This is a genomic window from Alteromonas sp. G5_S2_22_S1, from assembly GCF_054968525.1.
Map to the genome: position 1 here is coordinate 36,802 of NZ_JBQKUJ010000019.1, position 12,208 is coordinate 49,009.

Annotated in this window: 11 protein-coding genes; 5 read left to right on the forward strand and 6 right to left on the reverse strand. The window is 46.4% G+C overall.

The window, feature by feature from the left end; all coding sequences use genetic code 11:
• Nucleotides 1–18: 18 nt before the first annotated feature.
• Nucleotides 19–948, reverse strand: coding sequence for a DUF808 domain-containing protein (locus ACTRWF_RS16825; RefSeq protein WP_012516985.1), 930 nt, complete (start codon nucleotides 946–948; stop codon nucleotides 19–21).
• 374 nt (nucleotides 949–1,322) lie between these two features.
• Here ACTRWF_RS16825 and ACTRWF_RS16830 point away from each other — a divergent pair, with 374 nt between their 5' ends.
• Nucleotides 1,323–2,042: an AraC family transcriptional regulator gene (locus tag ACTRWF_RS16830; RefSeq protein WP_020742745.1), complete on the forward strand. Its 720-nt coding sequence runs from the start codon at nucleotides 1,323–1,325 to the stop codon at nucleotides 2,040–2,042.
• Between the two features lie 48 nt (nucleotides 2,043–2,090).
• Here the strand turns inward: ACTRWF_RS16830 and ACTRWF_RS16835 are convergent, their stop codons facing one another.
• Complete coding sequence (locus tag ACTRWF_RS16835) at nucleotides 2,091–2,906, reverse strand: hypothetical protein (RefSeq protein ID WP_462835913.1); 816 nt, start codon at nucleotides 2,904–2,906, stop codon at nucleotides 2,091–2,093.
• A gap of 282 nt (nucleotides 2,907–3,188) precedes the next feature.
• Here ACTRWF_RS16835 and glnK point away from each other — a divergent pair, with 282 nt between their 5' ends.
• From glnK to ACTRWF_RS16855, 4 genes are all read left to right on the forward strand, one after another.
• Nucleotides 3,189–3,527, forward strand: coding sequence for a P-II family nitrogen regulator (gene glnK, locus ACTRWF_RS16840; protein ID WP_012516988.1), 339 nt, complete (start codon nucleotides 3,189–3,191; stop codon nucleotides 3,525–3,527).
• A 32-nt stretch (nucleotides 3,528–3,559) separates the two neighbouring features.
• The gene (locus ACTRWF_RS16845; RefSeq protein WP_015066082.1) at nucleotides 3,560–4,807 is read left to right on the forward strand and encodes an ammonium transporter; all 1,248 of its coding nucleotides are present in this window, start codon (nucleotides 3,560–3,562) and stop codon (nucleotides 4,805–4,807) included.
• A gap of 232 nt (nucleotides 4,808–5,039) precedes the next feature.
• On the forward strand, nucleotides 5,040–6,731 hold the full coding sequence (ggt, locus tag ACTRWF_RS16850; protein ID WP_462835914.1) for a gamma-glutamyltransferase: 1,692 nt from the start codon (nucleotides 5,040–5,042) through the stop codon (nucleotides 6,729–6,731).
• 161 nt (nucleotides 6,732–6,892) lie between these two features.
• A complete protein-coding gene (locus ACTRWF_RS16855) occupies nucleotides 6,893–7,819 on the forward strand; it encodes a Dyp-type peroxidase (RefSeq protein ID WP_278384096.1) in 927 nt (308 codons plus the stop codon).
• 70 nt (nucleotides 7,820–7,889) lie between these two features.
• Here ACTRWF_RS16855 and ACTRWF_RS16860 read toward each other — a convergent pair whose 3' ends face one another.
• The 4 genes from ACTRWF_RS16860 to ACTRWF_RS16875 form a co-directional block, all read right to left on the reverse strand.
• On the reverse strand, nucleotides 7,890–8,966 hold the full coding sequence (locus ACTRWF_RS16860; RefSeq protein ID WP_278384095.1) for an adenylate/guanylate cyclase domain-containing protein: 1,077 nt from the start codon (nucleotides 8,964–8,966) through the stop codon (nucleotides 7,890–7,892).
• Between the two features lie 176 nt (nucleotides 8,967–9,142).
• Nucleotides 9,143–10,423, reverse strand: coding sequence for a glutamate-1-semialdehyde 2,1-aminomutase (hemL, locus tag ACTRWF_RS16865; protein WP_071968108.1), 1,281 nt, complete (start codon nucleotides 10,421–10,423; stop codon nucleotides 9,143–9,145).
• 4 nt (nucleotides 10,424–10,427) lie between these two features.
• On the reverse strand, nucleotides 10,428–11,441 hold the full coding sequence (locus tag ACTRWF_RS16870) for an aspartate carbamoyltransferase (RefSeq protein ID WP_012516994.1): 1,014 nt from the start codon (nucleotides 11,439–11,441) through the stop codon (nucleotides 10,428–10,430).
• A 130-nt stretch (nucleotides 11,442–11,571) separates the two neighbouring features.
• Nucleotides 11,572–12,183: a TetR/AcrR family transcriptional regulator gene (locus ACTRWF_RS16875; protein WP_012516995.1), complete on the reverse strand. Its 612-nt coding sequence runs from the start codon at nucleotides 12,181–12,183 to the stop codon at nucleotides 11,572–11,574.
• Nucleotides 12,184–12,208 lie beyond the last annotated feature (25 nt).

A 12,208-nucleotide genomic window follows, 5' to 3' on the forward strand; every position in this document is an offset into this window, starting at 1 on the left:
ACTGCAAATGTTTAATGATTAAGAACGCGTGCTTTTGCGCTTCAATTTTGACGCTGCACTTACAACCAAAGCAATAATGACACCTGCAACAACACCCACTGCGCCATCGGCGAGTATAGACATGACGAGTGTGGCGTCTGGAATAACCCCTGCGAACCAGTCTGTAATTACGTGCAAAAAGCCAATACTATGGGTAAGAATACCTCCACCAACTAAAAACATGGCAACCGTGCCCACAACAGCCAGCGTTTTCATAAGTGCAGGAGCAGTAACCAAAAGCGCTCTGCCAACAAACCGTTGAAGTGTGTTCATCGAACCTGTTAGCGACTTACGAAGCATGTAAAGGCCAACGTCGTCCATCTTGACCAATGCTGCAACCAGACCATAAACCCCTAACGTAATGGCTAAACTTAACGCCACTAACACGCCAATTTGTGTTGTCAGTGTGGCGTCAGACACGGTGCCAAGTGCAATAACGATAATTTCAGCCGACAGAATAAAGTCGGTGCGAATGGCGCCTTTAATTTTGTCTTTTTCAAACGCGACCATGTCGACATTTTCATGGGTCAATGCGTCTATTCTGGCTTCTCGTGTTATTTCTTCATCATCATGGGGCAGGTATTTGTGCAGAAGTTTTTCAGCACCTTCGAAACATAAATATAGCCCGCCGAGTACGAGCAATACAGTGATAAGTGAGGGGACAAAAGCACTTATCGCTAACGCAGCAGGAACCAATATAGCTTTATTGATAAGCGAGCCCTTTGCTACGGCCCACACAACAGGCAATTCTCTTTCTGCTTTAACGCCTTGGACTTGATCGGCGTTCACCGCTAAATCGTCACCCAAAACCCCCGCTGTTTTTTGCGCAGCGACTTTCGACATGGTTGCAATGTCGTCCATCAATGTTGCTATATCATCAAGTAGGGCAAGTAAGTTAGCTGCTGCCACGTTGAATATCCTTTATTATATATTTATTAGAGAAATAACTACTGAATTGCAGTTTAGCCTACTCAAAACAAAGGTAATATACAACGAAGATAAAGGCCGTTAGATAGCCATTTTTGATAAGATTACCGAGGCTTCGTGCACATAGAAAGCGTGAGTTGAGAAGAGCATCGTCGTGCTCTTCTCATGTTGACCTTAATTACCCCAAATACTGTTTACTAGTTCTGGGTGATCAACGAAAGGGTAGCGATCATGACAAAATGAATAAAAGTGCTTAATCTAACGGCAAAGAGCATTAAGGAAACCGCAAGGGAAATAGATGCAAATAAACGGGGAGCCAAGTAACAAAATCAGGACTGGGTACAGGGGGCAACTAAATGACTGACAGCCCAGTGCCATCGTTATCTGTACGCTCATATACCAAACAAACGTGTCGCCACAAACATAACTATTTTCAACTGGTGCTGCCCATTAATGGGCATATCTTGATAGAAATCGATAATTTTCGTGGGCGAGTAGGCGTCGGCGAAGGCGTATGTATTGCGCCTAACGAGGTTCATTATTTTAGTGCTAATGAATTATCAAAATTCATTGTGGCAGACTTGGAATATGTGCCCGTTAGTTTAAATGACAGGCTACACCCTATTTTCCAAGTATCGTCAGCATTGCAAGCGTTTTTGTCATTCGTAGAAATTCAAATTAGTCAGTTTGCAGACCATGGACATGAAGAGATTTTGGCGCTGTTTTTAACCTTGTTAGAGACATCCTTGAAAGGATGTAGCATGGATAAGCGTATCACTCCCGTATTAAGTCATATTCATCGCGATCTTGCCCGAGGCTTTACGCAAGTGAAGTTAGCGCAGATAGCTTGTATGGGAACAACGCAGTTTAAAACGCGTTTCAAAGAAGCTACCGGACTTAGTTTGCGAGACTACCTGGTGAAAGCGAGAATGGAAAAGGCCAAAGCGTTACTGAGAAATACCGATACGCCCATGTTGGGTATAGCTCAGCTAACAGGGTATGAAGATGTTGCAGCATTCAGTCGACGGTTCAAAGCATATTTCGGGCAACCACCTAAGTTTTTTAAGAGAAAGTAGCGGCGCTTGGGCTATTGCTGTTTATTTGGGTATGGCAGATCGCGACAGCTAATTTCGCTTTTCGTCTTTCGGGAGTTTATTGACTCTAGCGTCAATAAAACGCTTGTGATCGTCCATTTTGGTGCATTCTAAGGTGCCACCGGTAATTCCGCTTAAAATCGCCAGTGTTTTGTTAGTGTTACTACTACAATTCACGCGTTTAGTCGGGCGTTTATTTTCGGCGGCTTGTATTTGCTGTGTGCTTGGTCCGCCGAGTTTCGGGCTGTTTTTGCGCTCTTGAAATGCGCTTGCTGCCTGTTCAGCATCTTCAGCGACTTTGTCCCTGTGATACTTTTCAAAATAAAGGGCCGAACCGTCTTTTACCGATAGATTTAGCGAGCCAGCGCGCCGATTTGCATCCTGTGAAAGCCTAGGTATGGGCGTTGCCGGTGTGTTAGTGGGCTTAATGTCGACGGGGGCTTTTTGCGGTTTTGCCTTTGTATTCTCTTTCTGTTGAGGGGCGGGGCGCTCTGTAATTTTAGCTTTAGTATCAACTGCTTCTGTACGCTTTGAAATGACAGGTTTTAACCTGGTTTCTGGCGTGTTTCGGGAAGCCTCTACCGGTTTGCTTTGTTGGGGGAGAGACTGGGGTTTCGGGGCGGGCGGGTAATACAGTTTGGCGTTTATCTCGGCCGTTTGCTTAGACATAGTGGCGCGTTTTTTTTGAGTATCAATGCTCAGCTGAGAAAGTATGACGACCAAGATAACCCCAATCACGTGTACTAAACCTGAAATCAATAACGGGCGCCATGCCGTTTTCTTAGCAACGGTATGATGTTGTATATAGCGCTCAGGCGCTGAAAATGCGGGAGTGATAGTGGTCATAATATTATTAACAGACCACAGGCTTAATCGAATAGTTCCATCCTAAATTCATCGTACTTTTTAGTCGGCTCACCTCAATATTGCCTCGTATCGCTTCAAAACTGGGCATTTTTTTCAACATGCACCATTGTTGTGCATTATTTTTGTGCAAGCGTATGTGTGAATTGCCTATCTAGCTGATTTTAAATGGTAAATATTTGTGGCATGGCTCTTGGTTTATCTTCGGGTAGTTAGATATTCGACCATTAACACAGAATAACCAAAACAAACTGGGAGCAACTCATGAAACTAGTCACAGCGATCATCAAGCCGTTCAAGCTAGATGATGTTCGTGAAGCCATTTCAGAAATCGGTATCGACGGCTTGACCGTGACCGAAGTGAAAGGCTTTGGACGTCAAAAAGGACACACTGAGCTTTACCGCGGAGCGGAATATCAGGTGGATTTTCTACCTAAAGTCAAACTGGAAATTGCTGTTCAGGATGATCAAGTAGAGCGCCTGGTAGAAGCCATCGTTGGCGCTGCCAAAACAGGCAAAATTGGAGACGGCAAGGTGTTTGTTTATGACCTTGAACACGCCGTTCGTATTCGAACTGGTGAGTCGGATAGCGACGCGCTGTAAGCCACAACGATATATTTGCGGAGAAAACCATAATGGAAATCACTTTTGAACTTGGGTATGCGCTAGATACCTTTTATTTTCTAATCTGCGGTGCACTGGTAATGTGGATGGCTGCAGGTTTTGCGATGCTTGAAGCGGGTCTTGTTCGAGCTAAAAACACCACAGAAATTCTAACTAAAAACGTGGCACTATTTGCTATCGCTTGCACCATGTACATGATTTGCGGTTACGGCATTATGTACGGTGGTGGCGATTGGGGTCCTTTCCTAAGTGGCATTATGGGTGACGGTGCAACCGGTGTTGCCGAAGACCCAGCGACTTATGCGCCTTCTGCTGACTTCTTCTTCCAAGTGGTTTTTGTTGCTACAGCAATGTCTATCGTATCTGGTGCGGTTGCTGAGCGTATGAAGCTTTGGGCTTTCCTTGCATTTGCTGTAGTTATGACGGGCTTTATCTATCCAATGGAAGGTGCTTGGACATGGGGCGGCGAAGCGGTATTTGGTATGTATACCCTTGGCGACCTTGGTTTCTCTGACTTTGCAGGCTCAGGTATTGTTCACATGGCTGGTGCTGCAGCAGCGCTTGCTGGTGTACTCGTTCTTGGTGCACGTAAAGGTAAATACACAGCAGACGGTAAAGTAAATGCGATTCCTGGTGCAAACTTACCGCTAGCAACGCTAGGTACATTCATTCTGTGGATGGGTTGGTTCGGTTTTAACGGTGGTTCAGTACTGGCTACTGCAACGGTTGAAAGTGCAAACGCGGTTGCTATCGTATTTATGAATACGAATGCTGCCGCTGCAGGTGGTGCAATTGCTGCACTTATCGTTGCACGCATCTTGTTTGGTAAAGCTGACTTAACAATGGTACTTAACGGTGCGCTGGCTGGTCTTGTTGCTATCACAGCAGAGCCGTCTACGCCAACACCTCTGCAAGCTACGCTATTTGGCGGCCTTGGCGGTATATTAGTCGTACTTAGCATTGTTGCACTAGACAAAGTTAAAATTGACGACCCAGTGGGTGCTATCTCAGTGCACGGTGTGGTAGGTCTTCTTGGTCTAATCCTTGTACCTTTCACAAACGACGGTTCAAGTATCACAGGTCAGCTAATTGGTGCCGCGACTATCTTTGTATGGGTATTTGTAGTGAGCCTTATCGTGTGGCTAGTGATTAAAGCAGTGATGGGTGTACGTGTGAGCGAAGAAGAAGAGTTCGACGGCGTAGACATGAGCGAATGTGGTCTGGAAGCATACCCAGACTTCACAAGCGGCCGTTCGTAAGAGAGTCTCGATTAGGCAAAGCAATAATTACAACAATAATGTCTTATCACTTCCTTTTAAGCCCCGCTATTGCGGGGCTTTTTTCGTCAACGTAGCCGTATTGAAGGCGTCGGAATAGTGAAAAAAGCACTGTAGAAAAGGGCCTAGGCGTAATGTGACAATAACGCTACACTATGAAGCAATCTGCTCATGCAAGGCCCTAAATAACCTTCGCAGTAAACAAAGGAACATTATGACTGCAAACGTACGACTTCTCTCTTTGGTACTTGTACTTTTTAGTGTTAATTGCTTAGGCTACGACAGGGTAACCGGGCAGCCTTTTGCCAGTCGCTCTGAGGTTATTGCGAAAAACGGGATGGCAGCAACCAGTCAGCCGTTAGCTACACAAGTGGCGCTCGATATTTTAAGGCAAGGCGGTAGCGCGGTAGATGCTGCTATTGCAGCCAATGCAATGCTAGGTTTAGTTGAGCCCACGGGAAGCGGTGTTGGCGGTGATTTATTTGCTATTGTTTGGGATGCCAAAGCAGAAAAGCTCGTAGGACTAAACGCTTCAGGCCGTTCTCCAAGGCAGTTAACAAAAGACGTTTTTGCCGAACGCGGGTTGCATCAAATACCTAAATTTGGCCCACTTCCAGTCTCGGGGCCCGGTGCCGTAGACGGTTGGTTTATGCTTCATGATAAGTTTGGCAAGCTGCCCATGTCCACGTTGCTTACGCCTGCTATCAAATATGCCCGAGAAGGGTTTCCCGTGTCTGAGGTTATTGCTTACTACTGGCAAATGAATTACGCGCGTATCGGTCACTACGATGGGTTTGCAGACACCTTTTTGCTTGACGGTAAAGTGCCGCAAAAAGGAGATGTTTTTAAAAATCCGGGGTTGGCGGTAACTTACGAAAAGATTGCCACAGGTGGGCGCGACGCATTTTATAAAGGCGATATCGCGCGTACGATTGATGCCTATATGAAATCTCAAGGGGGCTATTTATCATATCAAGACTTATCGTCGCATACCTCTGAGTGGGTCGAGCCGGTTTCGGCGAATTATCGAGGCTACGACGTCTGGGAGCTACCGCCTAACGGACAAGGCATTGCCGCCTTACAAATACTCAATATATTAGAACACTACGATATTGAGGGTATGGGCTTTAATTCTGCCGATTATATCCACACTTTTGTTGAAGCCAAAAAGCTTGCCTTCGAAGACCGAGCAAAGTTTTATGCGGACCCCGATTTCAACGAAATCCCTGTCGACTGGCTCATTTCTAAAGAATACGCTGCTAAGCGCAAAACCCTCATTGATAACGAGCGGGCAGCAAACCGTGTCGATGCAGGTATTTACGAAGGCGATACCATCTACCTCACTGTGGCTGACAAAGACGGCAATATGGTGTCGCTAATACAGAGCAACTACCGCGGCATGGGTTCTGGAATGACGCCGCCCGGGCTAGGCTTTGTACTGCAAAACAGAGGTGAAATGTTTACGCTTGAAGAGGGCCATTTCAATGAATACCGGCCAGGTAAAAGACCTTTTCACACGATTATTCCGGCTTTTGTCACGAGAAATGGTAAACCTGTTTTAAGTTTTGGCGTGATGGGGGGCGGTACTCAGCCTCAAATGCATGCCCAGATTATCGTGAATATTCTCGACTTTGGCATGAACCTGCAAGAAGCTGGCGACGCGCCTAGAATACTCCACAGCGGTTCGAGCAGCCCAACAGGCGCGCTCATGACCGATGGTGGCTTCGTGAGTTTAGAATCAGGGTTTAGTGAGACGGTGCAGCGAGAGCTGATGGAGCGAGGTCATAAGCTTCAGCGTGTAGTGGGAGCCTTTGGTGGTTACCAAGCTATTGCGTGGGATGAGCAGAAAGGCGTTTATTTCGGTGCCTCGGAAAGCCGAAAAGATGGACAAGCCGCAGGCTATTAAGCACACTAGGGTAAAGAATAAACAGTAAGTTCTATGCAATAATAAGGCACTGCTTCGCGAGAAATGGTTTTCAATCTTGAATCAGTAGTCATAACGTAAGTAGGGTTCACTTTACGCGAGTAGCGAATTTTACAAAGACGTCAATAATAACAAGAGCAGCGATGACACAACCACAAAAAGGCCTCTGCGCTGAGCCAAATTTACATGCACAGTACTTGTTACTGAATGTCATTGACGATGATAGTCAAGCGGTGCGCGCTAAACTCTCTCGCGTGCTGGATATTTTCGAGCATTTCGAAAATGAGCATTATGAAGCCATGGTGACAGGGGTCGTTGCGATTGGCACTAACTATTGGACAGAGGTATACCCTGGCCTCATCCCTATAGAACTTGCCCCTTTCCCTGATATGCAGTGTGAAGATAGAAGCGCGCCGACCATGCCATGCGATCTGTTTATTCAAATTCGCGCTGACCGGTTAGATATCTGCCATGCGGTGGGTATTGAAGTGATGGATCTATTGCGTATTCACGTTGAGCTAGTGGAGCAAATTCGCGGCTTTAGATACTTGGATGGACGGGATCTCAACGGGTTCTTATACGGGGCCGATAATCCCCGGGGTATGAAGCGCCGTAAAGTCGGTATCATTGGCGAAGACGACCCTGATTTTAGCGGTGGTAGCTACGTTCATATTCAGCGTTATCGACATGATTTACGTCGCTGGAATAGCCTTTCAAGTCGACAGCAAGAACAAGTGATGGGGACGACCCAAGAGCATAACTTGGTAAGCAGTGAGCAATCCGAATCATCCCATAGTGTTAGAGCGAGCACCGTCGCCCCCGATGGCGATGAGCCTAGGTTAATTAAACAAGGCATGCCTTATGGGGATATGGCATCACAAGGCTTGTTCTTCGTTAGTTGTAGTGCAAGCGCTCGGCCATTTAAGCAGATGCTTCATAGCCAAATTTATGGCAACGGAGAAGGGGATTACGATCGTTGGTTAGACTTTACCAGTGCAGAGACAGGCGCAGCTTTTTTTGCGCCATCAATAACCTTTATTCGTCAGCAAGCCAAGCTATCAGATGTCTAACGTGAAGTATAATAACTAAACTTTCAAAAAAGGGCCTGCACGTGAAGTAGGCGGTACTTTGAAAACACCGTTAAAGCACTAATGCACCGTCCCAATCATGTTTAAGATCTAAACTTCTATAAATTCGGCATACATCAAGGTGATGATGTACAAGTGAGTCATCAGGGCTAATGGCTAGGGCTGTCTCGAAAAAGGCAATGGCCTCTTCCCATTGTTGATTAATTCTGCATGCTAAGCCAGCAGCAACCTTAGTTTGTACGGCCAGCTTTTTAGCTTGCTCTTCCTCTGATAGGTGACTTAACACCTCGTATATCTCAATCGGGGCTTTGCGGCCCTTAACTCTAACCCAATCCAGTAACCGAGTTTTTACTGGATAGCCGGGGCCTATAATTTGAAGTAGTTGTGCGCTTACAATAATATCGGCCTGGTATTTAGGGGTTAGCGCCTCTAATCGTGAAGCAATATTCACACTATCGCCGATAACGGTGGTATCCATTCTATCTTCAGAGCCTACAGTACCCATAATAACGGGGCCAAAATGAATACCAATTCCCATATTGATGGGTTCGTAACTGCTGTTTTTTCTATGCCCGTTGTAGATGGTTAATGCTTTGCGTAAATCAAGGGCAGCTTGAACGGCATCCAAGGCTTTTTGCTGAGATGTACCGCCTTGATGGTCGAATAACGCCATAATGGCGTCACCCATAAACTTATCAATAAAACCGCGGTTTTGGTGAATAGGGTCGTTCATTCGGGTGAAGTAAGAATTGAGGAAGTTCATCAATTCCTGGGGGGTTATCCTTTCAGAGAAACCGGCAAACCCGCGGATATCACAAAACATAATGGCAACATCGTTTTCAGCAGCATAGCCGAGGCCGAGCGAGTCCACTTCAGTGTTCGCCATGTGTTCAACGAATTGCCTAGGTACAAATTTTTGGAAGGTTTGGGTGAGCTTTAACGCTTCGTCAGCAGCAGCTTGAAAACGTGCTTCGTCGGCTGCTTGAAGGGTAGCGACCCGAGTACTTGCACTGCGAGAGAGCGCTTTTTTTAGACGGTACTTAAAGCGTCTGCTGCGTCTGATATACAGGAAAGTAATTGCCGTGCTGTAAATTACAAGTGCGCATAGTGCGCTTGTCTGCCAATCCATTGTTAACCACACCTTTCAACTTCTTATAAATATAGAGCTACTAGGGATAGCCCAAAAGGAATTTAAGATACGTTTAAGAAAAGTATAAAGAAGAGAACGGCACTAGCACATTACTTTTGATTACATTTACATTCTGCTAGCGCCGGACTTTTATTAACAATTAAGAGGACATTAACTTATAACGTTGAGAATACCTTGTCTGCCGCAGCAAGCGTCTTCTCAATAACTTCAGCGTCGTGGGCTTTTGAAACAAAACCTGCTTCATAAGAGGCAGGTGCCAGGTAGACGCCTTGTTCTAACATACCGTGGTAAAACTTATTGAACTGTTCGGTATTACAGTTAATGGCCTGCTTATAGTTGGTAACTTTCTCTACGTCAGTAAAGAATATCCCAAACATACTGCCCGCAATATTAGTAGTTAGGCTAATATTGTGCTTATCTGCTAGGGCTTGGAAACCGTCCACCAAAGCTTGGGTGTTTTCAAAGATAGAGTCGTACAGGCCTGGCTGTTTAATTTGCGTCAATGCGGCAAGGCCTGCAGCCATAGCAACTGGGTTACCTGACAATGTGCCCGCCTGATAGACTGGGCCAGTTGGGGCAATGTGGGTGATAATATCGCGGCGTCCACCGAAGCAGCCCACCGGCATACCACCACCAATCACTTTACCTAAACAGGTTAAGTCAGGTTTTACGTTGAAGCGCTCTTGCGCGCCGCCGCGAGAAACGCGGAAACCAGTCATAACCTCATCAAAAATCAAAACGCTGCCGTATTGGTCACAGATAGCGCGTAGCCCTTCTAAAAACCCTTCTACAGGCGGAATGCAGTTCATGTTACCGGCTACAGGCTCAACAATAATGCACGCGATATCATCGCCGTGAGTTTCGAAAATCTCTTTTACGCTGTCTAGGTTGTTATATTCAACGGTAAGCGTGTGCTCTGCCACGTTTGCCGGCACGCCAGGGGAGCTAGGAACGCCAAGAGTGAGCGCGCCAGACCCCGCTTTTACCAACAATGAGTCGGCATGACCGTGGTAACAACCTTCAAATTTCACAATCTTGTTTCTGCTGGTGTAACCACGAGCAAGGCGAATAGCTGACATGGTGGCTTCAGTACCTGAATTTACCATGCGTACCATTTCCATAGATGGCACCATTTCGCTTACCAATTCAGCCATAATTACTTCGGCTTCAGTTGGCGCGCCGAAAGAAAGGCCACTGTAAGATGCCTCTATGACTGCTTCGCGAATTGGGGCGTTGTTGTGGCCAAGGATCATTGGGCCCCAAGACTGGATGTAGTCGATGTATTGCTTGCCATCCGCATCCCACATGTAAGCGCCGTCTGCTTTAGTAATAAAGCGAGGAGTACCGCCCACTGCTTTAAAAGCGCGAACAGGTGAATTTACGCCACCGGGAATGGTTTTCTGGGCGCGGGTAAATAGGGCTTCAGATTTTTGCATGTAATTACTTACTCTTGTTGCTGTACCAAACCACATCGCGTTCGTACTTGGTGAGAAGGTTTTCTACCCCAAGTGTTAATGCAAATAATGCCATTCTCACAAGCACACCGTTATCGGTTTGCCTAAAAATGGCGAGGTTCGGATTAAGGTTTAGATCGTTATCTAATTCGTTGGCTTCCATACGTGAATCGCGAGGAAGTGGATGCATAATAACGGTCTTTGACTGAAAGTGTTTGGTGTAAATAGACTGATTAAGTCTAAATTTACCACGGTATTTGTTGGCTTCTTCTTGCGATGGAAAGCGCTCTTCCTGAATGCGGGTTTGATAGCAGATATCTGCATCCATATTCCCTTCAAGGGTGTCAGTAATGGTAAGTTGGTGGCCGGCATTTTCAATCGCATCAATGATGGGCTGGGGCATCGCCAGCTCTTTTGGCGAAATAAGCGTAAAGCGGATATTGTTAAACAAGCACAAAAGGCGCGATAGAGAGTGTACCGTGCGCCCGTATCTTAAGTCCCCAATCATGGCAATGTGCAAACCGTCAATGCCGTGACCATTGTATTCCAATTCCCGTTTAATTGTGAAAAGGTCAAGCAGCGCCTGAGTAGGGTGCTCGTTCGCACCGTCGCCCCCATTGATTACCGGTACGCGGCTGCCTTCTGCAAACTCAGCTACGGAGCCTGCCGCGGGGTGGCGCATGGCGATAATGTCGGAGTAGCCGCTTAACACACGTGCCGTATCGTAAAGCGACTCCCCTTTTGCTAGCGCCGAACTCGACATGCCGGTAGTTTCTCTTACCTCGCCGCCTAATAGATTAAAGGCAGTCCCGAAACTCACTCGGGTACGAGTGCTAGGTTCAAAGAAAAGGTTACCGAGAATAGCGCCATCAAGCACCGTGGTGCGCTTTTGCCGCGTGGCATAGGGCTTCATAGAATTGGCAACTGAGAAGACTTTCTCAATGGCCTCGCGATCGAATTGATTAACCGAAAGAATGTGGTTACCGGTAAAGTCAGACATGCGCTTCTCAATCATCAACGAAAACGGCGCTAGTGTATAATACCCCTTCATACAAGTCATTAGGGCACAGGCATCTTTACCCTACGTTTTTTACGCTATGTACGAGGCAGATGTGGCTTTTAACATATCATTACAGGGAACTACGTGAGCCGGATTGCTGCGTATAATGTGTAAAGAGTAAAAGAATTTTTTCCGCTGCTTGTGCAACGTGTGACTGAATTTCTTCATTCGAAAGTGGCGATTGAATGCCACAAAGCATCATGGTGTGATAATCACCTTTTAACAACGAGCAATAGTCACACGCTAGCTGGTGAGCGAGGTCGTGATTTAAGCTGCCTCGACCAAACGTCTCAATCACATCGCTTAATGTCTCAAGTGACGCTTCAGGGCCAGCCTGATAAAACAGCGTTGCGACATGGGGGTTGTTTACTGCCTCTGCAATGATGACGCGAAAAATGGCGATGGCGTCTGGGTCTTGCAACAATCGCATAAACTGATGGCCTACTTTTTGTAAACATTCAAATAGTGAAAGGGCGTTTGAGGTTGCGTTGATAAGTTGCTGGGTATCGAGCTGATATGACCGGCATTTCGAGGTAATTGCCGCCTTAAATAAAGCGTCTTTGCTTTCAAAGTGGGAATAGACCGTTTGTTTAGATACACCAGAGGCCTTCGCGACGGTGTCCATTGAGGTGTTAGCGAACCCTTCTTTCAAGAAAAGGCGAGAAGCCGCATGCAAAATCATGTGATATTTTTCTTCACTCTTTGGT

What these genes read in the sequence shown, in the direction of transcription:
- ACTRWF_RS16830 (WP_020742745.1), top strand. Translation starts at nt 1,323, where the DNA reads ATGACTGACAGCCCAGTGCCATCGTTATCTGTACGCTCATATACCAAA.
- ACTRWF_RS16835 (WP_462835913.1), bottom strand. Translation starts at nt 2,906, where the DNA reads ATGACCACTATCACTCCCGCATTTTCAGCGCCTGAGCGCTATATACAA.
- glnK (WP_012516988.1), top strand. Translation starts at nt 3,189, where the DNA reads ATGAAACTAGTCACAGCGATCATCAAGCCGTTCAAGCTAGATGATGTT.
- ACTRWF_RS16845 (WP_015066082.1), top strand. Translation starts at nt 3,560, where the DNA reads ATGGAAATCACTTTTGAACTTGGGTATGCGCTAGATACCTTTTATTTT.
- ggt (WP_462835914.1), top strand. Translation starts at nt 5,040, where the DNA reads ATGACTGCAAACGTACGACTTCTCTCTTTGGTACTTGTACTTTTTAGT.
- ACTRWF_RS16855 (WP_278384096.1), top strand. Translation starts at nt 6,893, where the DNA reads ATGACACAACCACAAAAAGGCCTCTGCGCTGAGCCAAATTTACATGCA.
- ACTRWF_RS16860 (WP_278384095.1), bottom strand. Translation starts at nt 8,966, where the DNA reads ATGGATTGGCAGACAAGCGCACTATGCGCACTTGTAATTTACAGCACG.
- hemL (WP_071968108.1), bottom strand. Translation starts at nt 10,423, where the DNA reads ATGCAAAAATCTGAAGCCCTATTTACCCGCGCCCAGAAAACCATTCCC.
- ACTRWF_RS16870 (WP_012516994.1), bottom strand. Translation starts at nt 11,441, where the DNA reads ATGTCTGACTTTACCGGTAACCACATTCTTTCGGTTAATCAATTCGAT.
- ACTRWF_RS16875 (WP_012516995.1), bottom strand. Translation starts at nt 12,183, where the DNA reads ATGATTTTGCATGCGGCTTCTCGCCTTTTCTTGAAAGAAGGGTTCGCT.